Origin of the sequence: Ensifer adhaerens, from assembly GCF_013283195.1 — a bacterium.
GTDB classification, from domain to species: domain Bacteria; phylum Pseudomonadota; class Alphaproteobacteria; order Rhizobiales; family Rhizobiaceae; genus Ensifer; species Ensifer adhaerens_G.
The window spans coordinates 1,309,056-1,333,672 of record NZ_JABEKT010000001.1 but is presented as its reverse complement, the minus strand read 5'-3'; the positions used below and the strand labels follow the sequence as shown (position 1 = coordinate 1,333,672).

Genomic DNA, 24,617 nt, shown 5'->3' with positions numbered 1-24,617 from the left:
AACCTCCCCGCAACCATTGCCCGCGATCAGGCCTCGATCTGCACGTCCCCGAGCGGGCGCGAGCAGCAGGCAAGGATATAGCCTTCGTCAATTTCGTCGTCGAGAATGCCGCCGTTGTGGTTCATCTCGACCTCGCCGGCGACTTTCATCACCCGGCAGGTGCCGCAGATGCCGCCTTCGCAGGCAGCCCCGATCCTGACGCCATTGGCGCGTGCCGCCTGCAGGATGGTCTGGCCGGGCTTGGCCTCGATCTCCTTGCCGCTCATGGTGAACACCACCTTGGCGACCTGCGCGTCAGCATCGGTTGCCACCCCTGCCCTGACTGCGATCTCCTCGGCGGCTGGTGCTGCGGCCGGCTGGAAGCTTTCCTCGTGATAGCGGCTCATGTCGAAGCCGGCGGCCGTCAACAGCTCGCGCACGCCGCGCATGAACGGCTCCGGACCGCAGCAGAATACGGTGCGTTCCAGGAAGTCGGGCGCAAGCAGCGGCAGCTTGGCGCCGTCGATGCGGCCGCGCAGGCCGTGCCAGCCGTGCCGGGCCTCATGCCCCTCGACCACAAAGCCGAGGTTCAGCCCCGACATCTGGCGCGCCAGCACTTCGAGCTCTGAGCGAAACAGAATATCATCCGGCCGGCGCGCGCAGGAAATGAAGGTGACGTCGGTCTCCGGAATGCAGTCTGCCATCCATCGCGTCATCGACATCATCGGCGTGACGCCGGAGCCTGCCGAGATGAACAGGTATTTTTCGCCGGGATGGCGCACGAAGCTGAAATCGCCGAGCGGGCCGAAGGCCTTCAGCCGCATGCCCGGCTTCAGGTGATCGAACATCCAGCGCGTGCCGATGCTGTCGGCCTGCGCCTTGACGGTGACGGCGATCGAAAGCGGCCGGGAAGGCGTCGACGACAGCGTGTACGTGCGCATCACCGGCTCGTCGTCGGTCACCGGCAGTTCGAGCGTGACGAACTGACCGGGCAGATAACGGAACCAGGCCGGCTTCTCGGGCCGGAAGGTAAAGGTCATCACATCCGCGGTCTCCATGACCGCGGATGTGCATTCGAGCATGTTCTGCCTGTCGATCCAGACATGGAGTTCATCGAAGTGATGGAACGAGGATGCCATCTGCATATCAGGCGACCCTAAAGAGCGGAGCAGCTTCGCCCTGGAGGCGCTGCTCCATGAACTTGCAGTACCATTCGACGAACTGCATCACACCGCCTTCGTGATCGGGCGAATAGGGCCCTGACTGGTAGGCCGGCGAGCGGATACCGAAAGCGTTTTCCTCGACGATCTGGCGATCCTGATCGTTGGTCTCGGTCCAGACGTGCGTCAGTTCTTCCAGATTGTAGTCGACGCCCTCGACCGCATCCTTGTTGACCAGCCACTTGGTCGTAACCTGCGTCAGCTCAGGCCCGAGCGGCAAAACGCGGAAGGTGATCGCATGGTCGGCCAGCACATGGTTCCAGGTCGACGGATAATGGAACAGAAGCAGCGTACCGATATGCTTCTGACTGACATCCGCCGACAATTGCCGCCGCACGGCGCGGGCGCCGGACATGGTGTAACTCTCGGCGTCGTCGATCAACGGCATGCGCGCCGAGCGGAACTGGCCGGTCTCGGACATGCGGAACTCGCTCGGAAGCCCGGACGCTTCGCATTTTTCCCAATGGGCGGCGATGACAGGATCATCCTTGGCGCCTTGCACGCCGGTCGCCGTCGGGGCTTCCGGATAGGTCCGGCAAAGCTCGGGATGGTTGGCTGCGCAATGGTAGCACTCGCGGTTGTTTTCCCAGACGAGCTTCCAGTTGCCCTTCTCTATGATGGTGCTTTCGAAGGCGACCTTGGTTTCGCCAAGGCGGTGCGGCGCCAGATAGGGCGCGACCATGTCGCGGAACGGAGCGAAGTCCATTGGCTGTTCGGACAGGTTGATGAAGATGTAGCCGCCGACCGTTTCGCAGTGGATCGGCTTCAGGCTGTGAGCGGCCTTGTCGAAATCCTCGCCCATCTGACGGGCAAAGAGCAACGTGCCGTCGAGCTCGTAGGTCCACTGATGGTAGGGACAGACGAGCTTGGCCGATGAGCCCTTGTGCTGCGAGCAGACGCGGGAACCGCGGTGACGGCAAGAATTGTGCAGCGCGCGGATCGTGCCCTGCCGGTCGCGGACGATGACGACGGGGTAGTCGCCGACCTGAACGGTGAAATAGTTGCCGGCGCGCGGGACCTCGCAGTCGTGGCCGATGAACAGCCAGTCCTTGTACCAGATGCTCTCGAGATCCTGCCTGTAGTAGTCGGGGTCGATGTAGAAGGCCCGGTCGAGGCTGTAGCCGTCGCGTCGACCCTTCAGCTTGCGGAGCATATCGCCCTTGATGTCCATGTCCTATCCTCGTTGGCCTTGTTTCGGAGAGGCAGGACTGGAACCCACGCAGGCGCAATGCCTGTGCGATGACGGCTCCGATCCGGCTGCCCGCCGCAACCCGTTACGGTCTATTCGTGTCAAGGCTGGTTTCCGGGCTCAGGAGCTATCCGCAAGGACCAGCCCGGCGCCTTCCCGGACGGAACCGTCCAGTGGCTTTTTGCCGAGGCTTTCGCTCCACCACCGTTGCGGGGGCAGCGCCGGGTTTTGACCGGCTTCCCAATTCTCCGTCTTCCCTAAGAGGCGGCACCTTGAGTAGGCATATCTAATCGCGGAAGCCGTCGTCGCAGCTGCCGATTAACGACATCCAATTCCAGAAAGACGACACAGTGCATCCCGTGTCTGAAACACCACAAGGCCGACTATTTGTCATTATAAACAATGAGATAGATCAAATATTGGGCAGTTGTCGCTTTTTCCGGCAAAGCCGGCGCGAAAGCGCGAAGCCTTCGCCATTTTGCGACATCCGTTGCGGCGTCGGCTCATCCATCCTGGCCGGCGCAATGAAATCTTCCATTAACCATAATGCATTAGCGTCGCCTGACGGAGAAACCGGCCGAACCGGCAAACAGCGCATTGAAGTCCATGGCAAAGCTCAAATACTACGACGCCGCAGCCGAGAAGCTGCCCACGATCGCTCCGAAGACAGCGGTCCATACCGAGTTCCTGCGCACCGGCCGCATCGAAAGGCGGCAATGGTCGCAGCGCGAACGGCGCTATCTCAGCTATGACGAGGTTGCCCAGCGCACCGGCCACAAGCTGACGACCGCCGGCGAAACGACGCACAAGCGGATGAACGGCTTCCACACCTCGATCCAGTTTCCCAAGATGATCTTCCACCGCACGCTCGCCGGCCGGCCGCATCTGGGTTATTGCCATGTGACGGCCGCGAGAACACATCTCGCCCAATCCAAGGACGTGACCTGGTCCTTCTACTTCGCCAACTTCTTCTGCGATCTCGGCGACGAAAAGCACTTCTTCGAGCGTATCCAGGCCGGCTATTCCAGGATGTACTTCGCCGTCGCGATCGAACCCGACGCGCAGGAAGGTCAGATGACCATCAATCGCAGCGTCAGCGACAACGGGCTCCTGTTTCGCACCGACGACCCGAAGGTCGCGCTCAAGAACGTGCTGATGCTCGGCGCGCGCGATGAGGCGCTGCGGCGTATCATCCGCAGCCTCTGAACCACCGGCACGCTCTGTCTGAAGAAAATCGTTCTGTTTTCCTCGTGGCTCCTTTAAGGAGACCTCGAAAGGGAAACGGAAGCGATATGGCCGAAATCATCGACACACGGACCGAGCCGGAACGCGCGATCGAGCGCGCCTGCGCTGTGCTTGCCGAAGGCGAGCCCGTCGCCATTCCCACAGAAACGGTCTACGGCCTGGCCGCCGATGCCACCAATCCGGATGCGATCAGCCGCATTTATGAGATGAAGGGGCGCCCGCGCTTCAACCCGCTGATATCGCACGTGTCCGACATGGCGATGGCTGAAGCCCATGTGATATTCGATCCGTTGTCGCGACGCCTGGCCGAAGCCTTCTGGCCCGGCCCGCTGACGCTGATCCTGCCCCAGCGCCCGACAAGTTCCGTGCATGCGCTCGCCTCGGCCGGTCTCGACACCCTGGGCATCCGCATGCCCGATGGCTTCTCCCGTCGGGTAATTGCCCGTTTCGGCCGCCCGCTCGCGGCACCGAGCGCCAATACGTCAGGCAAGATCAGCCCGACGAGCGCTGCCCATGTGGACGCCGATCTCGGCCCACGCCTCAAGCTCATTCTCGACGCCGGCTCGGCCGAGATCGGGCTTGAATCGACGATCATCAAGGTCGAGGACGGGGCTTTGCGCCTGCTGCGTCCGGGCGGTCTCGACGTCCTCGATATCGAAAATCTGACCGGCCTTGCCGTGTCGAGACCCGAAAGTGCCGGCGCGACAATCGAGGCTCCGGGCATGCTCGCCTCGCACTATGCGCCGGGCGCTGCAGTCCGGCTCGACGCCGGCGACGTGCGCCCGGGAGAAGCCCTGATCCGCTTTGGCAACACAGTGCTCCCCGGCGAAGAGCATGCAGCGATCGTGCTCGATCTCAGCCCGGCAGGCAGCCTGCGCGAGGCAGCTGCCAATCTGTTCGACTATATGAAGAAAGCCGATGCCAGCGGCGCCGCGACCATTGCCTTCGCTCCCATCCCCTCAGAAGGTTTGGGCGAAGCGATCCTTGACCGGCTGCAGCGTGCGGCAGCCCCAAGAGACTGACCGACAGACATTTTTGCAGCGCCGTGCGTCAAATATGACGCGCAAACGACGCTGTAACGCTTTAAACTCGCTGCACAATTTTCTCCTTAAATCGATTCCGATTTAACGAATTATGCAGTAGCGCCGCCGGGCGCATTTGCGAAGGCAGGGCCATGACGACGACGCTCCCCTCTCCCGAACTGATCGCCTCCTTCATCGACATCGTCGGCAGCGCCAATGCGCTGACGAACCCGGCTGACCTTGTCCCCTACCTCGTCGAATCCCGCGGGCTCTACAAGGGCACCACGCCCATGGTGCTTCGACCCGGTTCGGTCGAGGAAGTGTCGCGCATCATGAAACTTGCAAGCGCAACCCGGACGGCGATCGTTCCTCAGGGCGGCAACACCGGCCACGTGGCGGGACAGATCCCGCGCGAGGGCAAGGCCGACATCGTCCTGTCACTGCAGCGACTGAACCGAATTCGCGACATCGACCCCGTCGGCAATGTCATCGTTGCCGACGCCGGCTGTATCCTCGCCGATATCCAGAAGGCGGCCGACGACAACGACCGGCTGTTTCCGCTGTCTCTGGGGTCTGAAGGGTCGGCCCGCATCGGCGGCAACCTCTCGACCAATGCCGGCGGCACGGCGGTGCTTGCCTACGGCAACATGCGCCAGCTTTGCCTCGGCCTCGAGGTGGTGCTGCCAACCGGCGAGATCTGGGACGGGCTGCGGCGGCTGAAGAAGGACAATACCGGCTACGACCTGCGCGATCTGTTCATCGGCGCCGAAGGCACGCTCGGCGTGATCACCGGTGCCGTGCTCAGGATGTTTCCGAAGCCGCTTGGCCACCAGGTGGCCTTTGCCGGCGTCGGCAGCGTCGAGCATGCGCTTGCCCTCTTCGACAGGGCATCAAGCCTCTGCGGGTCGGCGCTCACCGGTTTCGAACTGATGCCACGCCTCGGTGTCGAGTTTACTGCCAAGCATATTCCTGGCGTGCGCGACCCGATGGACACCGTTCACCCATGGTACGCGCTCATCGACATTTCCACGTCCGATTCCGCAGAAAGTGCCGAGCGCATGGTCCATGAACTGCTTGAGCAGGGCATCGTCGCCGGGTTGGTCGAAAACGCAGTGATCGCCACGAGCGAGGAACAGCGCAAGGCCCTTTGGCACATGCGCGAAAGCATGTCGCCGGCGCAGAAGCCGGAAGGCGGCTCGATCAAACACGACGTTTCCGTCCCCGTTTCAAGCATTCCCGCCTTTATGAAAGAGGCCGATGCCGCTGTCATGCGGGCGATGCCAGGGGCGCGCATCTGCTCGTTCGGCCACATGGGCGACGGCAACATCCACTACAATATTTCGCAGCCCATCGGTGCCGACAAACAGGTCTTTCTTGATCGCTGGCGGGAAATGAACGCCATCGTTCACGGCATCGTCGCGAAATACAACGGCTCGATCTCGGCCGAACATGGCATCGGACAACTGAAGCGCGACGAGCTCGCCGAAGTCCGCACTCCGATCGAGATCGAGCTGATGCGTCGCATCAAGCATGCCTTCGATCCGGCCGGCATCATGAACCCGGACAAGGTCTTGCGGGCGGACTGATGGCGCGGGGGCCTACCGCCCGCCAGACCTCAACTGCGCGAGCGAAAACAGCGCATCGGCGCTGATGCCGCCGCCACTGCCGCCGGTGAGGATAGCGAGACCGGGAGAGACGTCGGTATTGTTCTCGACGTCGTACAATGCGGTGAAGCGCTGCATCAGCTTCGCAAGCTTTTCAGGGTCCTGCAGATCCTTGATATCCATCGTGCGCTCGATGTAGGCGGCCTGCATCTCGATCTTGGCGCTCGCCATGCCTTCTGGCATGCTGTAGGCGGTGCGGATGACCTGCATCAGGGCGTTGTCGGCGAGCAGATCGTAGGGCGTGGTGATTTCCGACGCCTTGCGCTTGAAATAGAGCGCCAGGCGAACACCGGCATTGTCCGCGCCTTCGTTCTCCTCGAGCGTCTGGTTGAGGTAGAGATCGATGGTGGTGATCAGACCGCGCCGTGTCTGTATCTGTCCGGCTTCGCCGCTGACGATCTTTCCGTCCTTGTCGAAATTGAAGGCCGACACGATCTCGCGATACTTCAAGCCGTTCGGATCGGTGTTGATAAAGCTCTTGCGATCGTCGAGATCGGACGCGAACATCTGCTTGAGGTAGTCGGTCTTGACGCCTTCAGGATCGATGCCGGCGCCGATGAGCACGATATCGACAAGCCGCTTGTCCTTCAGAAAATCATCGAGCGTCTCGACCTTCTGGATCTGCGTCGTATAGTACTTGCTTTCCTCTTCAGCCTTCGTCTTGGCGGTTTTCTTTTCGTCCTCGGTGCCAAAACGCGACTTCTCGACGATGTAGGCCTTGGCCATATTGACGATATCGGCCTCGTTCTGCGCCAGCTTCGGCGCGCCGAGCGTGCCATCGGGGTTGAAATTGAACGCCTTCACCAGCTTGGTGTAACGCTCGTCCCGCAGGGAATTGGCGTAGCTTGCCGGATCGTTGAGATCGCTCGTCAGAATCTGCTTGAGCCTGCGCGGCGTCAGATCCTCTTTTTCAAGACCAAACGCGCTCAGCACGAACGATCGCAATTCGCTGTTGCCAATGAGATCATCGACCGTTTTCAGCGTCTTGATCTGGAGTTTGTACCGGCCGATCTTGGACTCGTCGTCCTCATCGTCAGCGTCGTTGTAGTGGACCATGTAGCCGTCGGTGGTCGTCTTGGTCTGCTCCGCCGTCTGCGGCTTTGTGTCCGCCGGCAATGTGCCGTCCGGTTTGAAATTGAACGCGGCAAGCAGAGCCTTGTAGGCCTTGTTGTATTCACCACCGAACTTGTTCACGTAGCTGTTCGGATCGTTGATGTCGCTGGTGAGAATGTTCTCGATCGTCGCACCGACGGCTGTCGGAGGCAGCCCGAAGGCCGTTCTGACATAGTTGAGCATGCGCGTATCGGCCACGAGCTCGGCCACCGTGGTGATCGAACCGATCTTCTGTTCGAAGTAATCCCTGTTGAGCACGGCGCCGGACGGCGTCAGACGCGGGCTGCTGAAGATATAAGCCTCATTCAGCATCTTCTTCTTTTCGTCGGTGATCGCCTTGCCGCCCGACGGTACACTGCCATCGGGCTCGAAGTTGAACGCGGCGTTCAATTGGCGATACGAGTCGAGCATGCTGATCTGGCGCGTCAACAGGCTCACTTCGGTCGAAAGCTGCGAAGCCAACGCATTCGTCTGATCACCGCGTGGCGGCAGTTTGGTGTTGAGATCGGCGACAATGGCGTTCTTGGCGTCGATCTGCGCCTGGATCGCCGGCTTGTCAGCCTCTGCCGCGGCGGCAAGCTGTGCCGTCAGCGTGCTGATGTCATTGACGGCTGTCTCGCGCGTCTCAAGGTCGGTCAGCGTCTTTTCGGCTTCAGTGCGCCGGGTCTGCGCCGCAGTCTGGGAGTTGGCGAGATCCGCCGGCTCGGCTGTCAACGCGTAGCGCACCTGATCGTAGGAGTAGTTGCGCTTGTCGATGTTGAAGATTCCGAAGGCATAGGAACGCAGGCGTTCATTTCCAAGGAATTGATCGACGTTGGTGACAAGGTCCATCGCCGCGTTGAAGTAGGCGTTGTCTCCTTTGAGAACAGTGTCGAGATTGGAGACACGTTCGTTGTAGAGACCGATCAGCGCGTCCTGCTGTGCCGTCGTCTGTGCGGTCGCCGACGATGTGCTGAAGTTGAACGCCTCGGCAAAGTTGCGGTAGCGCTCATCAGTCAGGCGGTTGGCAAAGCTGTCCTTATCCTTGAGGTCGCTTTCGAGCACCTGGCGCATGAAGGCCTTGGCATAGGCCATATCCTCAAGGCCATGCGCCTTCATGGCATAGGCATAGAGGCGGTAGTCGTCGAGGAACGCATCGACGGTTTTCACGCTGCCGATCTTTTCCTTGTAGTACTGGGCCTCGCGCGCGACCAGCGGCTGGTCGGCCACGCGATTGAGACTGGTCCTCAAATCGCTCGTGATCCGGCTGTAATTGAGATAGGTCGAAACCATGCCTGCTGCCCCGTCGCTTAACTCAAGGGGTGGGTCACACCCTCCCCCGAAACAGAATTCTGACGCGGCATGATTGCACGACAGGCTTGTGTGTGGCTTTTCGCCGGCGTTCCACGACGATGCGACAAATGCCGATGACCCTGTTGACGAAACAGAAACCTTGGCCGGTCGGCTTTTGCTAACCATCGAAAAACGCAAAGTTTTCTTAACCGCGATTTTTAAGTCGGCCGGAAGGGGAGCCGCCTATTCTCCAGCCCATAGAGGACGAAAAGTCCCGAAGAGAAGACCGGAAATCGGCTCTCAAGGAAAAACAAGGGCGATTGAAATGCGCAATACACTCTCTCAACCCGCATGGGTCGAAAATACGCTCCGGCTCGATCCGAAGCGTTTTCCTCAGCAGGCAAGCTACGTCCTGCGTGGCCACACAGGCAATGTCACGATCAGCCTGGACGAGCGTGGCGCGGTTCTGCGCAAGGTGCTACCATCAAGCGGCCTGCCGCTTTCGATCGCACTGCCGGCGCGGGCATTCAAAGGGGTCGCGGCACGCGCGATCGACCACGGCGACGGAGACGTTACAGTGACGCTTGAACTTCATCATGACGATCCGGACCTTTGCGTTCCGCTGCTCGTCGCACATGATCTTTCCGACATAGCTGCCGATTGGCGCGCCTGGGCAGAAGCCTATCGCATCCCGATGCTGATGGTCGAAGCCGATGGTGTGGCTCGCGCTTTGGAAGAGCATCTCGGCGACGTGCGCACCGCGCCGATCAAGCCGCGACGCCGCCATTCCTTCTTCGCCGACCGCCGGCCACGGTTCCTCGTGCGCCGCTCCACCGGCCGGCTTGGCGTTGCCATGAAGATCGACGGGCGAGAAATCATCGCCCGCAGCTAAGTATTCCCGAATTCCTCCAGTGCAAAAACCGGCCGTTCCCTGCGGCCGGTTTTTGTTTGCGGCCAATGCCAAATTGCCATCGTGAAAACCGGGATGTTCCTTCCGAAACAGCCGCTTCGCCTTCTTCGTGCCATATCCGGTCCATAGCCAAGGTCAGGAAGAAGGAGATATCCGATGCGCAAACATATCGCCGCCACCGTTGCCGCAGTCACCGCCATTTTCCGCGCGCGTGCCAAGGCGAAGAAGCGCAAGGCCGTGACGGACGTCAGCTGGGCTTAACCCGGTCCCAGCTTTGCCGACACATCGGCAAAGACAGAAAGCCTGCATCAAGCAGATTGCGTAGACTGCCCGATCCTCCGCCAAGACGGAGGATTTTTCATACCGCGCGCACGAGCAGCGCCGCGACGAGCCCGGTGAAGATAATCAGCCCCACGACACCGTTGAACTTGAACAAGGCCAGGCATTGTTCCGGGTCGTGAATGTTCAGCACCAGGATCTGATAGATCAGCAGCCCGGCTGCAACAAGCAACCCGAAATAGGCAAACAGCCCGGCGCCGGCCGCGAGGAACGACAACAGCATCAGCACGACGGCAAGCCCGTAGAGCCCGATCAGCCAGGGACGTGGGTTGTCGCCGAAGCGGCGAGCGGTCGACCGCACGCCGATCAACTCGTCATCTTCCCTGTCCTGGTAGGCATAGATCGTGTCGTAACCGATCGTCCAGGCGATCGCTGCGCCATAAAGCAGCACGGGCGCCAGCGAAAGCGTTGCGAACTCCGCCGTCCAGCCCATGATCGCACCCCAGGAGAAGGCAAGCCCGAGGAAGAACTGCGGCCAATCGGTAAAGCGCTTGGCAAAGGGATAGATCGCCACAAGCCCAAGCGAGAGAATGCCGAGCAGAATGCTGAAGGCATTGAACTGCAGCAGGATCACCAGCCCCACGAGCGCCTGCAGCACCATGAAGGCCTTTGCCTGAAAGCGGGAGACCCGACCCGATGGCAATGGCCGCGAACGTGTGCGCGCCACTTCCATGTCGATGTCGTGGTCGATGATGTCATTGAAGGTGCAGCCAGCCCCGCGCATGGCGATGGCGCCGGCGATGAAGAGAAAGCTGTGAAAGACGAACCGACCGGCCGAGAACTGTCCGGCAGCCGCCGCGCCCGAGGCCAGGGCGACCGACCACAGGCATGGCCACATCAGCAATTGCCAGCCGATCGGACGGTCCCAGCGAGCAAGTTGCGCATAGGGCCAGAGCGCGCGCGGCAACGCGCGATAGACCCAGTTGTTCGACGGCGCGTCGTGGACGCGCCCGGAATCGGCGGAGGACGTGTTCATGCCCCTGTTTGACGCCACGCGCCGGGACGGTCAAGCGGTTCGATGCCGCACCGTCCCGAAGCGGAGTGGCGCCGGTCAGTGAAGCGTGAAGTCGAAGCGATAGGTGGCCGACAGGCCGACGAGGACCTGGTTGCGGCTGCCGCGTTCGCGCACGAGGCTGGAATCGGCGGCCGATCCCATCAGGCGGCGATATTCGGCATAGGCGCCGGTTTCGAGTTTCTCGGTTGCCTGCCAGTTGATCGCAGCGCCAACACCGGCAGAATGAATGCCGCCATGCGGACTGTAGGGGCTGAGGCCCGACGCTGCCGATTCGGCATCGTTCACACCGTAATAGGCGCCGAAATAATCGCTGGTGGCAGCGGTCATCCGCGGACCGGCAGAAATGCGCACATTGCTGCTGATGTCGGTAAAGGCGTCGGCGGTGACATCGGCGACAATGCCGTGGTGGCTGCGAATACCCTGGCGGACTTCCGCGCGCACGCGCATCCAATCGGTCGGATACACTTCGGCGAAACCGCCAAGCTCGCCGCCGAACTTGACGGGAGCGAGGCCATTCAGATCGCTGGATGTGCCTGAATCGCGTTCGAAGATTAGCTTGCCTGCGACACCGGCGCGGAACCCGCCCTGATCGAGCAGCGCATAGGACATGTTGTCGTTGCGCGAGGAAAAGCGAACGGTGCTACCGGCCTTGCCGAGCGATACCAGTGGTGCGGCTTGGAACATGCGCTTGGAGGCGCCTTCGTACTTCGGGCCGAGAAAGCCGGTGGCACCGACCTTCAAGTACCAGTCGCCGGACCAGAAATACTGGCCGTCACCAGCCGAGGCGGTGCCTGCGGACAACAAAAGGGTTCCAGAAAGGAAGAGAAAAGAACGGATACGCAAGGAACAACTCCGGAAGAATCATTCGCCGGGGCGAAGTTTGAACCGTGCCCCATGCGCGCGACAATGGCGCAATCTGAATGGGCACGGGGCGACTTATTGCCCCTTGTTCCTACGATTCCGTTAACCAGGTCAATTCAGCTCCCGTTTCCCATGACGGCCGCAGCTATCGCCCCTGATACATTTTCAAGTAGTGGCTGGGGGCACTTCCGAGCATGCGCCGAAACATTGTCGTGAACGCCGCGACGTTCTCGTAGCCGGCATCGAGCGCGACGTTGGTGATCGGTTCGCCGTCCGCCAGCCGCGGCAGCGATGCGAAAATGCAGGCCTGCTGGCGCCAGGTGACGAAGCTGACGCCTGTCTCGTTGCGGAACATCCGCGTGAATGTCCGTCGGCTCAAACCCAGACGATCGGCCCATTGGTCGATGTTCGCGGTCGCCGATGGCGCCTCCAGGAACTGCCGGCACAAAAGTGCCAGCTTCTGCTCGCGCGGAAAAGGCAGGCCGAGCGGCCGTTCATGCAGAAGGGCGATCTCTTCCAGCAGAAGATCCATGATCAGTTGCTCCCTCCGCTCGGACATGGTCTCGCTCTCGACGCTGACCAAGGCATCGACAAGAGTGCCCGCAAGCGGGGTGATCTCCATGACCATCGGCCGCTCGGCACGTAGCAGCGACTGAGTGAAATAGATCGAGTGCATGCGCACATCGCTGATCATCTCGGTCGAATGCTCGACCCCGGCCGGGATCAAAAGCGCGTGCCCCGGTGGAACGAGCCAGCGCCCGTGCGCCGTGCGCACAAGAACAACACCCTGGCGCGCCCACCACAATTGCGTGCGGGTGTGGCTGTGCAGCGGAACAGTCAGGCCCGCGCCGTAATCGCGGCCAAGGGCGAGGACGGCCGAATTCCCTGTCTCGATCCAGTCCAGGTTCCTGAAATGGTCGGCATCGGGCAGTTCGGGCAAGTTTACTCGATGGATCGGCATTGGCCCACTCGCGAAAGAAGTCGACCACATCACAAAAGCAGGCCACGAGCAAGATCAGTAGAGATATCCCGCGCCGCACACAACCATCGAGACGGCAAGGACACATTCCATGGCAACGGTTACTTCAACCGGGGGCATAACCCCGGAAAAGACGGCTTTTTCCGTCATCCTGGCAGTGAGCTTCTGCCACATGCTGAACGACATCATGCAGTCGCTGCTGACGGCGCTCTATCCCTTGCTCAAGGCGAACTATTCGCTCGATTTCGTGCAGATCGGCCTTCTCACCTTCACCTTCCAGTTGACAGCCTCGATGCTGCAGCCGGCCGTCGGCATCATCACCGACCGCTGGGCGCTGCCCTATTCGCTGCCGGTGGCGATGCTGTCCACCTGCTCCGGCCTGATCCTGCTCGCCAACGCCCATGATTTCTCGATGCTGCTTCTGGCTGCAAGCCTGATCGGTGTCGGCTCGGCAATCTTCCATCCGGAATCCTCGCGCATCGCCCGCCTTGCCTCCGGTGGGCGGCATGGCCTGGCACAATCGCTGTTCCAGGTCGGTGGCAATGCCGGCAGCGCCATGGGGCCGCTGCTTGCCGCCTTCATAGTGCTTCCGTTCGGCCAGGGCAGCCTCAGCTGGTTCTCGATCGTTGCAATCATCGGTTTCTTCGTGCTTTCCTGGGTCAGCACCTGGTACGTGCGCCACCGCCGCTCGTCGATGAGCAAGCCGGCGCCGAGCCGCGCGCTTCCTCTGCCGAAGAACCGCGTGATCTGGGCCGTTGCCGTGCTGGTGCTGCTGACGGCCACCAAGAACGTCTACATGGCGAGCATCTCCAGCTACTTCACCTTCTTCGTCATCGAGAAGTTCAGCGTTTCCGTGCAACAGGCGCAGCTGATGCTCTTCCTGTTCCTGGGTGCAGCCGCTGCAGGCACCTTCCTCGGCGGTCCGATCGGCGACCGCTACGGCGCACGCTTCGTCATCTGGTTCTCGATCCTCGGCGTCATCCCGTTCGCGTTGATGCTGCCCTATGCGAACCTTTTCTGGACGGGCGTTCTGTCTATCATCATCGGCTTCATCTTCTCCTCGGCGTTTTCGGCTATCGTCGTCTTTGCGCAGGAACTGGTGCCGGGCCGGGTCGGATTGATTGCCGGCGTCTTCTTCGGCTTCGCTTTCGGCTTCGGCGGCATGGGTGCAGCTCTTCTCGGTATTTTTGCCGACCGGCAGGGCATCGAGTTCGTCTACACCATCTGCTCCTACCTGCCGCTGCTCGGCATTCTGACGATCCTTCTGCCCAAGATGCCTGCGCGCCACTAGCGCGTGCATCGAACCGCAGATCTTCAACGGGCGCCGCCCTGCGGCGCCCGTTCTGTTTTCCGCGTGGCAGTGCCGTGCACCAACCCTGCTATTTCCCGCAGCCCTGCGTAATCATTCATCAATTTTTGCGCGCTACGGTCGCTGAATGGGGCTTGGGCAAGGGTAGACAATGCGAAGGCGATCGGCGATTCCTGCCTTTTTGACGACGTTGCTTTTGGCAACGGCGGGGCAAGCCGAAACGCTCAACCTGCTGATCTGGGAATCCTATATCGACCAGGCGATCCTCGATCGCTGGACGGCGATAACTGGCGTCGGAATCCACCAAGTCTACTACGACAGCGGCGACACCCGCGACGAGGTGCTGGCCGATCCGAACAGCATCGTCGATCTGGTGGTGACCGGGGAGAACGGTGCTGCGCTGTTCGGGCGCAAAGGGGTGCTGGAAGCGGTCGACGAAAGCAATGTCGCCTCGCTCAGGGACTATGACGAAAGCTGGCGCACGCGCTGCTCGAACCACGGTCTGCCGTACCTCTGGGGCACGATGGGCATTCTCTATCGATCGGACGTGCTGCCGGAAGCGCCGACATCCTGGCGAGACCTGATGCAGCCGGCGCCGGCACTCCACAAACACGTAGCGATGTATGACGATCACAACGAGGCTTTCGTTGCGCCGTTGATGCTGCTCGGCCAGTCGATCAATACCAACGAACCCGAAACGCTCAAGACCGCCTTCAACATGATGAAGGAACAGGCGCCGTCGGTTCTCACCTATGAATACGTCATCAGCTCGATCCAGAACCAGGCGATCGGCAAGGACATCCATCTGGCGCTCGGCTACAGCGGCGACCAGCACGTCCTGAACGAAAAGGCCGGCACCCCCGGCGTCTGGCGCTATGTCGCGCCCAAGGAAGGCACGCTTTCGTGGCTCGACTGCATGTCGGTCGTCGCCAAGTCGCCGAACAAGGCGCGAGCGCTCGCTTTCCTCGACTATATCGGTTCGCCCGGAAGTGCTGCCGCAAATGCGCAGACGCTCAACATGCCGACGCCCAGCAAGGCCGCGTTTGCCCTCTTGCCGGAAGCGATCCGCGCGGACCAGGCGATCTACCCGTCGCCGGACATTCTGGCCAAGAGCCAGTACCAGCAGGAACTGTCAACGACGTCGGTGCAGCTGCGCCGGCGCATCATCAGCACATTGGCGAATTTCCAGTGACCCTCGGCAAGCGCGCACTCATCCTGATCTTTCCCGTGGTGCTGGCCGGCTACCTGCTGGCGGCGGTTTCGGTCCATGTCACCCAGAGCCGCTCGATCCGGGCGCTCGAACATGCCAAGCTGTCGCAGCGGCTGGAGCACGCCGCCGCCGTCTTCCAAAACGAGATCGGCCGCAGCAAGGGCTTCCTCAACGCGCTGCTGAACAGCAATTCGCTGCGCCAGTACATCTCCGAAACCGACAAGAACTACCGGGCCAATGCGCTCGGCGTGCGGCTGCAGGAAAGCGTGAAATCGCTTTCCGACGATCCGATGGGCTACGTGTCGCTGGCGATCCTGACATCGGACCTGCAGTCCGAATATTATTTTGAGAACAGCTGGGATCCCTTCGCCGAAATCGACGAGGCGCAGCTCAACCTGTCGCGGCGACTGATCCGCGAAGAGAAGCTAGCCGACTGGACCTATCTCTCCGACGTCGGACAGAAGGCCCGTATCGTCTATTCGTATTTCCTCGATCCCGTTACGTTCACGCGGCCGCTACCGAGCAAGAAATCGGGTGCGCTGCTGATCCAGGTAGCAATCCAGCCGGACCGTTTCCTCGACATGCAGGAAACCCTGAAGCAGGAATACGGCGCCGACGTCGTGCTTCAGCCGTGGCCGCTGGCGGTCACTGACGACCTTTCCGCAAGCGTGCACCTCGGACCATCGCTCTATGCGACGCTGACGGTTTCGAGCGATCATTTCGACCGGCTGATGGCACAGCAGAAGCTGCTGCTGGCGCTTGGCGCCGTGGCCATGAGCCTGTTCTCCATCTGGCTGATCATCGTGCTCATCCGCCGCTTCATCACCGATCCCATTGCTACGCTCGACGCCAACGTCATGGCGGTCATGGTCGGTGCCCATGACGAGATCCGCAACATGGCGGAGAAGGGCGAGATCGGGCGCCTGACCGAAAACATCAGAGAGCTGCATCGCCAGTCGGAACAATCGCTCAAGCTGGTGCAGCGCAGCTCCTGGACCGATACGTTGACCGGCATCAGCAATCGCGGCCATTTCAACGCCGTTGCTGCCGGCATCGTGCGCGAGGCGATCGTCTCGGGTGAAAAATGCAGCCTGCTGTTCATCGACATCGACAACTTCAAGTTCGTCAACGACAAGCATGGCCATGAGATCGGCGACGAACTCTTGAAGACGCTGGCGACGCGGATCGCCGAGAACGTCGAAGCGATCACCGAGCGGCGTGGCCAGAAGCCGGCAATTCTCGCACGGCTTTCAGGCGACGAATTCGCGGTGCTCGTGCGCTCCCGACCGGGTGACGGCACCGTACGGGAAGTCTCGGCCGCCATCCTCGCACTGTTTGAAGACGGCTTCGAAGTCGCGGGCAAGAGCTACCCGGTCACGGCCAGCATCGGCGCTGCCATCTGCCCCGATGATGCGACCAATCTCGCCGAGCTGATCTCGAATGCGGATGCCGCGATGTATCAGGCAAAGACCAGCGGCAAGAACCGCTCTTCAAGGTTCTCGCGCGCCCTTCACGACAAGCGCACGCGCCTGCGCCAGATCCAGGATGAGCTGCGCTCGCTCGATCCGGACGAACAATTCCATCTGGTCTACATGCCGATTGTCGATACCGATGGGCGGGTGACGGGTTGCGAAGCGCTTTTGCGCTGGTATTCGCCGGTGCTTGGCAATGTGACGCCCGATGAATTCGTGCCGATCGCCGAAAGCTCCGGCCTTTTCACCAAGATCGACTGGTGGGTGATCAACCAGGCGATGTCCGACTGTGCGCAGCTCAAGGCGCTGTTTGGTCCCGATACGATCCTGGCGATCAATATCTCCTCGGCCGAACTACATTCCAAGGCGATCGCCGACTATTTCTCCGATTGCCTCAACCGCCATGGCCTGCAGCCGCAATCAATCGAGATCGAGCTGACGGAGACATTCGCGGTCAAGTTCAGCGACCAGCTTCGCCGCAACATCGACGAGCTGCGCCAAAAGGGCTTCCGCCTGTCGATCGACGATTTCGGAGCGGGATACACCTCCGTCCAGCAGATCATCGAATACACCGCCGACACAATCAAACTCGACCGGGCGCTCGTCTCGAACCTGACCGCATCGCAATCGCTGCCGGTTCTAAGGGCGTTGATCGCACTCTGCCACGCCAAGGACGTTGCCGTGGTCGGCGAAGGCGTCGATACGCCGGAGAAACTCTCGATGCTGACGGCTGCAGGCTGCGACCTGTTCCAAGGCTACCTCATCAGCAAGCCGCTGCCGCTCGAGGATCTCGGCATCTGGGCGCTGACGCGCACGGCCCGCTACGGCAACGAAAGGGATGATCGCAAGAACCAGCAGGCAATCGCCTGAACGCACCTTCGCGCGTTTCATCTCGCAGCGCCTCCGGTGGGTGCTTTGCGTCGCGGGAATCGTGCGCCAACCCTCCCTGCCCCCTTGACCTGACAGCCGCCTCGCCTTAACCGCAACGCAACAATTTCAGCATGTCGGGAGCAGGCAATGAAGGTTCTTCTGATCGGATCGGGTGGACGCGAACATGCGCTGGCATGGAAAATTGCGCAGTCGCCGAAACTGACCAAGCTTTACGCCGCGCCCGGCAATCCGGGTATTGCCGAGGAAGCGACCCTCGTCGCGCTCGACACCGACAATCACGCTTCAATCGTCGACTTCTGCCTGAAAGAGGCGATCGACTTCGTCGTCGTCGGACCTGAAGGTCCGCTCGTGGCAGGTCTCGCGGATGTGTTGCGCGCCGCCGGCATCGCGGTTTTCGGCCCTTCCGCTGCTGCGGCCCAGCTTGAAGGCTCCAAGGGTTTTACCAAGGACCTCTGCGCCCGCTACGATATCCCGACCGGGGCCTACGGCCGCTTTACCGACGCAGAGGCCGCCAAGGCCTATGTGCGCGACCAGGGTGCGCCGATCGTCATCAAGGCCGACGGTCTTGCCGCAGGCAAGGGCGTGACCGTTGCCATGGAACTCGACGAAGCGCTCGATGCGATCGATGACTGTTTCGACGGCGCCTTCGGCGCGGCTGGCGCGGAAGTGGTGGTCGAAGCCTTTCTCGACGGCGAGGAGGCAAGCTTCTTCTGCCTGAGCGACGGCAAGACCGCGCTGGCGCTCGCCTCGGCGCAAGATCACAAGCGCGTCGGCGATGGCGACACCGGCCCGAACACCGGCGGCATGGGCGCCTATTCGCCAGCACCTGTGATGACATCCGAGATGACCGAACGCACGATGAAGGAGATCGTCGAGCCGACCATGCGCGGCATGGCCGAAAGCGGGCATTCCTTTTCCGGCGTGTTCTTCGCCGGGCTGATGATCACCGCCAAGGGGCCGGAGCTGATCGAGTACAATGTGCGTTTCGGCGATCCAGAATGCCAGGTGCTGATGATGCGCATGAAGAGCGACCTGCTGCCGCTGCTCTACGCCGCAGCAACGGGCACGCTGGCAGGCATGGAAGCCGAATGGCGCGACGAGACGGCATTGACCGTGGTCATGGCTTCAAAGGGCTATCCGGGCAGCTACGACAAGAACACGCCCATCGATGCGCTCCCGGCAGCCTCGGCGCAGACCAAGGTGTTTCATGCCGGAACAGCGATGAAGGACGGCAGCCTGGTCGCAACGGGTGGCCGGGTGTTGAACATCACCGCGATCGGGGACAGCGCCGGCGCTGCCAAGGCGCTTGCCTATTCGGCTGTTGCCGGCGTTTCCTGGGACAACGGCTTCTACCGTCACGATATTGGCTGGCGCGCGGTTGCCCGCGAGAAGGCCTGACCGCCGTCGGCAAATACGCCGGATCATTCAATTTTTACCAATTCTCCTGACGGGAAAGTAAGAGAGAACGCATATTCTCGCCGAGAACAAACTCGGAGAGAAGACCGATGCGCCTGTTGCTGATCACCACCGCCGTTACGCTTGCAGCCGGCAGCGCCTGGGCATCGTCGATCGACACCATCGTTTCGGGCGAAGCGGTCAACTCCAGCGTGGCGGCGGTGACTTGCCCACAGTGCCCTCCCCTGCAGACCAGGAAGAAGATCACCTATGTGGTGCCCGAAATCGACAAGGGCAGCGACAAGGTCGAACTCAAGAAAATCAATGGCGAGATGAAGCTGGTGCGCACCGAAGCCTGGCTCGGCGGTTCGCCCGTTGTTTTCGTCAGCAAGCCACCCGTGGATGTGGTCAAGGCATCCGATGGAACCGGCCAGGCTGATGTGGCGACAGCCGCTGCGCTCGGCGACCTCGTAAGCCCGGGCGATCATGGCACGGTCGCCCCAACGATCGACGAGACTGCCAAGACTGCCGCGGTTCAAACCATGACACAGGCGGGACCTGCCGTTGCGGCAGCGGCGACCGGCGAAGCCTCACGGCAATTTGATCCGACCAGCCTCGAACTTCGGCTAAACTGAGGGCCTGAACGGGAAAGTTCCCTGCCCCAGTCAGCCGCTCCTGCATTCAAGGGCTGACGGGCGTTTCGCTGAAAAGCGAGAGATTGCGCTCCTGAGAGAAGCAGGGGCGCAATCTTCTTATCCGGGCTTTCTATCGGCGTCGCACACCCCATCGACCCGTTCGATCAACGCTTCGATTTCCCTGTCGGAATAAACCTCGATGCCGTTCCTTGCGAGCAGCGCTGCCGTCACTCCTTGTCCTGCGTGGCGAGCGCTGGAGAACGTGCCGTCATAGACGAAGCCCGATCCGCAGGACGGGCTGCCGTCGATCAAAAGCGCGAAACGACAGTCCGTTTCAAGCGCGAGCGATAGCGCATTTTCCGCGGCGGCAAGGAACTCGCCGGTTACGTCGCGGCCGGTGTTCTCGATCACAGTCGCACCACCGTCGAGTACATCCACACCTGACTTGCCCGACGCGATCTCGGCGGGCGGGCGCGGCACCGGCATACCGGCCGACATCTCGGGACAGATGGTGACCAGCCGGCCTTCTTCGCGCCAGCGGTCGATCGCCGGGTGGACAAGCGGCTTCGACGCCCCATCGTAGCGCACCGCATGCCCCATGAGACAGGCGCTGACGAGGATCTTCGCCGTCATGCGCCCCTCCCCGTCATCCCGCGATCTTGGAGAAGTCGGCAACCGTGCCGGTCGCCGAGCGGATCAGACCAAGCAGCGCCAGGCGGTTTGCCCGGATCGACACGTCATCGTCGTTGACGAGAACATCGTTGAAGAACTGGTCGACCGGCTCGCGCAGCTTCGACAGGGCCTGCATGGCCGAGCGGAAGTCTTCCTTGGCGATCGCCTCGCGGGCTTCGCCGGAGCCGAGCTGGACTGCGGAATGCAGCGCCTTTTCGGCATCGAGGCGGAAGAGGCCGGCATCAACTGCGTCGGCAACCGCCGTGCCCTTCTTCTCTTCGGCGGCCAGGATCTGTGTGGCCCGCTTCGTGCCGGCCAGCAGGTTCTTGCCCTCTTCGTCAGTGATGAAGGCGGTCAGCGCCTCGACGCGGCGGGCGATCATCAGCAGATCGTCGGCATCCGGCGTCAGCACCGCATCGATCAGGTCGTGACGGGCGCCGAGATCGCGCAGATAGACCTTGAGGCGATCGTGGAAGAAGGAGAGCAGGTCCGCCGACACATCGTTCGCCAGCGCCGGCTTCTGTGCCCTGAGCGCTGTCAGCGCGATCTCAAGGAACGGCACGAGCGGCAGGCGGGCCTTGCCTTCGAGGATCAGACGAATGACCCCGAGAGCAGCGCGCCGCAGGGCGTAGGGATCCTTGGAGCCGGTTGGCTTTTCGTCGATCGCCCAGAAGCCGACGAGCGTGTCGAGCTTGTCGGCAAGCGCAACGGTGACTGCGACAGCATCGGTTGGCGCGCGATCCGAGGGACCATTCGGCTTCCAGTGATCTTCGATCGCCGTGGCGACAGAGCCGTCTTCACCCTGGAGCAGCGCATATTTGCGGCCCATGATGCCCTGGAGTTCGGGAAATTCCCCGACGGCCTCGGTGCGCAGATCGGCCTTTGCCAGCACCACGGCACGGTCGACCAGCTTGGCGTCGGCGCCGGTCACCTTGGCGAGTTCTGCGGCAAGCGCACGGATCCGGGCGACACGTTCGCCCTGCGTGCCGAGCTTGGCATGGAAGGTCACGTTCAGCGCGTCGAGTTTCGCCATGCGCTGGTCGAGCGGCTTGCCGAGATCGAGGCCAAACTTTTCGGCCGACGGTTTCAAGGTCTCCAGATCCGGCAGGCTGCCCTGGTCGCGGTGCCAGAAGTGGGCGGCGTCCGACAGGCGGGCGCGCACGACCTTGCCGTTGCCGTGCACGATCTCCTTGCCACCGTCCTTCGCCTCAATATTTGAGACGAGGATGAACTTGTTGGACAGCGTCTCGGCACCCGGCGCACGGGTCACGAAACACTTCTGGTTGGTCTTGATCGTCAGACGGATGATTTCCGAGGGGATTTCGAGATAGCTCTCTTCAAAGCTTCCCATCAGAACCTGCGGCCACTCCACGAGGCCGGAGACTTCTTCAAGCAGGCCTTCATCCTCAACGAGTTCGAGGCCGTTGGCGAAAGCGACATTGTGCGCGTCGGCCAGGATCATCTGCTTGCGGCGCTCGCCGTCGAGCACGACCTTCGCGCGCTCCAGCTTCTCGGCATAGTCGGCAAAGCGGCGCACTGTGATCGCTTCGGGCGCATGGAAGCGATGGCCATAGGTGATGTTGGAGGCGACGATGCCGTCGACCTCGAAGGGGATCACATGGGTTTCGTCGGTTTCCGAGCCGAAGGTGCAGACGATCGACTGCAGCGGGCGCACCCAGCGGAGCGCCCCCGGCTTGGCCGAGGCGGCACCGGAGCGCATCGGCTTCGGCCAGGGGAAGTTGCGGATGATGTCCGGCATCGCCTCGGCGACGATCTCTTCGGCGGGACGGCCCGGCTTGACGATGTGGGCGACGTAGAAATCGCCCTTCTTCGGATCGCTGTGAACGTGGGCCTCACTGATCGAAGACAGGCCGGCGCCACGCAGGAAGCCTTCGATCGCCTTTTCATTGGCGTCGGTGCGCGGGCCCTTGCGGTCCTCGCGCACATCGGCGGAACGGGCATTGAGGCCGCGGATATCGAGCGTCAGCCGGCGCGGCGTCCAGTATTCGCGCGCGCCCTCATAGGTCAAACCCGCTTCGACCAGTGCGTCGGTCAAGAGCTTCTTGAGGTCGCCGGCCGCCTTGCGCTGCAGGCGGGCAGGAATTTCCTCGGAGCGGAGTTCGATAAGAAGATCGGGCATGGGAGATGACTTTTTCTGTTCCGGACGGTTGCCGCCGACTTAGCAAGCTCTGGTGAAAATGTCACCAAGCCCGACGATGAATTTGACCCGCAGGCAAGAGGCTCGCGGCGAGATCACCAGCCACCGCCGCCACCACCGCCGCCGCCGCCACCGGAAAAGCCGCCGCCGGTGGAAAAGCTTGACGACGAGGATTTCGGCGGGGGCGGCAGAGAGGAGGTCATTGTGTCGGCCATCGAGCCGGCAAAGCCGCCGATGCGATCGCCGAATGAGGTCGAGCCGAAGCTATCGCCATGGTACCAGGTGGGCTGGTAGGCGGCGGCTGCAGCGGCGCCTGCGGCGGCTGCAAGCAGCCAGCGATCGAAGGTTTGCGTCCACGGCTTTTCAACCCCGAGGGCCACGGCATAGGGCAGCAGCGTCTCGAAATGCCGGGGCGACATTTCGGGTGCCCCTTGCATGTTCATCCGGTCTTTCTCGGCAAGCGTCATGTATTGCCGGAGGCCGTCGATGCCGTCCATCATCCGGGTGCCGAGCGGCGTCGGCGCCCCCATCAGGAAGAAGAACAGCACGTTGACCAGCACGATGCCGCCGATCGCAAACAGCAGCGGCAACTCGTCCGTCTCGGCGGCGGAATAGAACACCACCGCCAGAATGCTGGAAAAGATGGTGAAGGCGACGAAGCCGATGAAAGCGATCACCACGATCGACATGATGCGGCTCATCAGGCTCTTTTCGCGCTGCAAGGACTTGCCGAAGGAAACGGCGAGGATCGAAATGACAAAGGCGATGAAGACCGGGACGATCACCAGCGGGATGCTGTCCTCGCTCAAATCGCCGAACAGGAACACGGCAGCGATCGCCAGGATCGAGAGCACCACGCCAGCGACGATATAACCGGTGTTTTCCAGATAGTACTTGCCGCGATGCTCGCGCTCCATGGCATTGCGGAAGTCCGCGCCGGTCGCCTGCACCTTCGTGCCGTTGGCCCGGTCGATCTTCAGCTTGCCGCCGGCGGCATTGACGGCCTTCATCAGGCTCGCCTCGCCGGTCGGCAGCTTTTCGCTGCTGCCCTTGCCGGTTGCGGCAATGACGATGGCGCTCTTCAGGTCCTCAAGCACCACATGGCCCTTGACCGCAAGGCTGAGCGCCGACGCAGACAGCGCCGTCCAGCCCTCACCGGAAAAGCCCCTGTTGTCGATGTAGTTGACCAGCGCCGGCGAAATGCCTTCGGGCGCGTCCCAGCGCGGCACCATGACGCCGCGTGCCGGGTCCCGCCCCACCTTCAGCCAGGCGCGGCCGTAGTAGAGCGCCACCACCAGAAGACCCGCTGCGGCGATCAGAAGCGCCATATGATCGCGAATCCACCAGGCATTTTCCTGGCTGGAGGAAGGCTGCTCGATGCTGCCTTTCGGCATCTTGACCGCAATGGTCAGCCCCTGCTTCGGCTCCAACCGCCGGGTGGTCGCAAAGAAAATCTCGCTGCCTTCCTCGGAAGCCCGCGCATCCTTGCCGGTCGCGCCGTAGCCACCGGTGAAAACGTCAAGCGCCTCGGGTCGCACACCCTCCGGCAGATTGACGGTGGCGCTCGCCTCATCGATCGGGAACGCCCATTCGGTGCCTGTCACGTTCCAGTAGAGTTCGTCGTGATCCTCGAAGAAGCGGATCTGCCGGCTGGTCTCATAGGTGAATTGGAACGTGTGCTCGCCGTGCGGCAGAAATATCTCCGCCGAGCCGGTGTAGATACGGATGCCGCCCGAGATCGATTCAGTGCGGTAAGGCTCCTCCTCGCCGTCGCGCTCGACCGAAAGCAGCTTGAAATCCACCTTGCTGCGGCGACCCTTGGCGTCGGTAAAGGTCAACGGCAGGTCACGAAAGATCCCCCGCCGGATCTGGTTGCCTTCGGCATTGGCCGTGATCGTCTCCGTCACCGTCAGCGTGCCGTCCTTGGCGACATCGATCACCGAATGATAGGACGAGAACACTTCGTCCGCACGCCCGGCACCCGCCGTCGCCAGCAGGAACAACAACATGCCAAGCAGGGCGACGAAACGGGCCATACGGTCTCAGACCTTTCGATCGATCTGGAGG

18 protein-coding genes and 1 riboswitch are annotated in these 24,617 nt (G+C 61.7%); of the genes, 9 read left to right on the top strand and 9 right to left on the bottom strand.

Annotation, left to right across the window (positions count from 1 at the left end; genetic code table 11):
- Positions 1 to 26: 26 nt before the first annotated feature.
- Together LPJGGPFB_RS06175 and LPJGGPFB_RS06170 are read right to left on the bottom strand one after the other, a co-directional pair.
- The gene (locus LPJGGPFB_RS06175; protein ID WP_173419194.1) at positions 27 to 1,124 is read right to left on the bottom strand and encodes an FAD-binding oxidoreductase; all 1,098 of its coding nucleotides are present in this window, start codon (positions 1,122 to 1,124) and stop codon (positions 27 to 29) included.
- A 1-nt stretch (position 1,125) separates the two neighbouring features.
- On the bottom strand, positions 1,126 to 2,370 hold the full coding sequence (locus LPJGGPFB_RS06170) for an aromatic ring-hydroxylating oxygenase subunit alpha (protein ID WP_173419193.1): 1,245 nt from the start codon (positions 2,368 to 2,370) through the stop codon (positions 1,126 to 1,128).
- Between the two features lie 106 nt (positions 2,371 to 2,476).
- Positions 2,477 to 2,678, bottom strand: a riboswitch (cobalamin riboswitch).
- Between the two features lie 316 nt (positions 2,679 to 2,994).
- Here LPJGGPFB_RS06170 and LPJGGPFB_RS06165 point away from each other — a divergent pair.
- The 3 genes from LPJGGPFB_RS06165 to LPJGGPFB_RS06155 all read left to right on the top strand — a co-directional run bounded on the left by LPJGGPFB_RS06165 (position 2,995) and on the right by LPJGGPFB_RS06155 (position 6,241).
- Entirely contained in the window at positions 2,995 to 3,594 is a 600-nt protein-coding gene (locus tag LPJGGPFB_RS06165) for a DUF6656 family protein (RefSeq protein ID WP_173419192.1), read from the top strand.
- 86 nt (positions 3,595 to 3,680) lie between these two features.
- The gene (locus tag LPJGGPFB_RS06160; RefSeq protein WP_173419191.1) at positions 3,681 to 4,655 is read left to right on the top strand and encodes an L-threonylcarbamoyladenylate synthase; all 975 of its coding nucleotides are present in this window, start codon (positions 3,681 to 3,683) and stop codon (positions 4,653 to 4,655) included.
- A 152-nt stretch (positions 4,656 to 4,807) separates the two neighbouring features.
- Complete coding sequence (locus LPJGGPFB_RS06155) at positions 4,808 to 6,241, top strand: FAD-binding oxidoreductase (protein ID WP_173419190.1); 1,434 nt, start codon at positions 4,808 to 4,810, stop codon at positions 6,239 to 6,241.
- 12 nt (positions 6,242 to 6,253) lie between these two features.
- On the opposite strand, the gene LPJGGPFB_RS06150 is transcribed toward LPJGGPFB_RS06155, so the two are convergent.
- A complete protein-coding gene (locus tag LPJGGPFB_RS06150; RefSeq protein ID WP_173419189.1) occupies positions 6,254 to 8,704 on the bottom strand; it encodes a DUF1217 domain-containing protein in 2,451 nt (816 codons plus the stop codon).
- A 325-nt stretch (positions 8,705 to 9,029) separates the two neighbouring features.
- On the opposite strand from LPJGGPFB_RS06150, the gene LPJGGPFB_RS06145 reads away from it, so the two are divergent.
- Positions 9,030 to 9,596: a DUF6101 family protein gene (locus LPJGGPFB_RS06145; protein WP_112808618.1), complete on the top strand. Its 567-nt coding sequence runs from the start codon at positions 9,030 to 9,032 to the stop codon at positions 9,594 to 9,596.
- A 376-nt stretch (positions 9,597 to 9,972) separates the two neighbouring features.
- Here LPJGGPFB_RS06145 and ubiA read toward each other — a convergent pair whose 3' ends face one another.
- The 3 genes from ubiA to LPJGGPFB_RS06130 form a co-directional block, all read right to left on the bottom strand.
- Entirely contained in the window at positions 9,973 to 10,929 is a 957-nt protein-coding gene (gene ubiA / locus LPJGGPFB_RS06140; RefSeq protein WP_173419188.1) for a 4-hydroxybenzoate octaprenyltransferase, read from the bottom strand.
- Positions 10,930 to 11,004: 75 nt separating this feature from the next.
- Positions 11,005 to 11,811, bottom strand: coding sequence for a MipA/OmpV family protein (locus tag LPJGGPFB_RS06135; RefSeq protein ID WP_173419187.1), 807 nt, complete (start codon positions 11,809 to 11,811; stop codon positions 11,005 to 11,007).
- Positions 11,812 to 11,974: 163 nt separating this feature from the next.
- Positions 11,975 to 12,790: an AraC family transcriptional regulator gene (locus LPJGGPFB_RS06130; RefSeq protein WP_173419186.1), complete on the bottom strand. Its 816-nt coding sequence runs from the start codon at positions 12,788 to 12,790 to the stop codon at positions 11,975 to 11,977.
- 109 nt (positions 12,791 to 12,899) lie between these two features.
- On the opposite strand from LPJGGPFB_RS06130, the gene LPJGGPFB_RS06125 reads away from it, so the two are divergent.
- From LPJGGPFB_RS06125 to LPJGGPFB_RS06105, 5 genes are all read left to right on the top strand, one after another.
- Positions 12,900 to 14,099 carry an MFS transporter gene (locus LPJGGPFB_RS06125; protein ID WP_173419185.1) on the top strand — a complete coding sequence of 400 codons (1,200 nt, stop codon included), beginning with the start codon at positions 12,900 to 12,902 and terminating at the stop codon, positions 14,097 to 14,099.
- A 169-nt stretch (positions 14,100 to 14,268) separates the two neighbouring features.
- A complete protein-coding gene (locus LPJGGPFB_RS06120; RefSeq protein WP_173419184.1) occupies positions 14,269 to 15,309 on the top strand; it encodes an ABC transporter substrate-binding protein in 1,041 nt (346 codons plus the stop codon).
- The gene (locus tag LPJGGPFB_RS06115) at positions 15,306 to 17,669 is read left to right on the top strand and encodes an EAL domain-containing protein (protein WP_173419183.1); all 2,364 of its coding nucleotides are present in this window, start codon (positions 15,306 to 15,308) and stop codon (positions 17,667 to 17,669) included. The genes LPJGGPFB_RS06120 and LPJGGPFB_RS06115 overlap by 4 nt, the downstream gene beginning before the upstream one ends.
- 147 nt (positions 17,670 to 17,816) lie before the next feature.
- Positions 17,817 to 19,088, top strand: a complete 1,272-nt coding sequence (purD, locus tag LPJGGPFB_RS06110) for a phosphoribosylamine--glycine ligase (RefSeq protein WP_173419182.1) — start codon at positions 17,817 to 17,819, stop codon at positions 19,086 to 19,088.
- A 107-nt stretch (positions 19,089 to 19,195) separates the two neighbouring features.
- Positions 19,196 to 19,720 (top strand): plant virulence effector HPE1-like domain-containing protein, encoded by a 525-nt coding sequence (locus tag LPJGGPFB_RS06105; RefSeq protein WP_173419181.1) that lies wholly within the window; start codon positions 19,196 to 19,198, stop codon positions 19,718 to 19,720.
- A 117-nt stretch (positions 19,721 to 19,837) separates the two neighbouring features.
- Here the strand turns inward: LPJGGPFB_RS06105 and LPJGGPFB_RS06100 are convergent, their stop codons facing one another.
- The 3 genes from LPJGGPFB_RS06100 to LPJGGPFB_RS06090 form a co-directional block, all read right to left on the bottom strand.
- Positions 19,838 to 20,353 carry a 2-thiouracil desulfurase family protein gene (locus LPJGGPFB_RS06100; RefSeq protein WP_173419180.1) on the bottom strand — a complete coding sequence of 172 codons (516 nt, stop codon included), beginning with the start codon at positions 20,351 to 20,353 and terminating at the stop codon, positions 19,838 to 19,840.
- Positions 20,354 to 20,366: 13 nt separating this feature from the next.
- On the bottom strand, positions 20,367 to 22,532 hold the full coding sequence (glyS, locus tag LPJGGPFB_RS06095) for a glycine--tRNA ligase subunit beta (protein WP_173419179.1): 2,166 nt from the start codon (positions 22,530 to 22,532) through the stop codon (positions 20,367 to 20,369).
- A gap of 113 nt (positions 22,533 to 22,645) precedes the next feature.
- Positions 22,646 to 24,586 carry a DUF2207 domain-containing protein gene (locus LPJGGPFB_RS06090; RefSeq protein ID WP_173419178.1) on the bottom strand — a complete coding sequence of 647 codons (1,941 nt, stop codon included), beginning with the start codon at positions 24,584 to 24,586 and terminating at the stop codon, positions 22,646 to 22,648.
- Between the last annotated feature and the right edge of the window lie 31 nt (positions 24,587 to 24,617).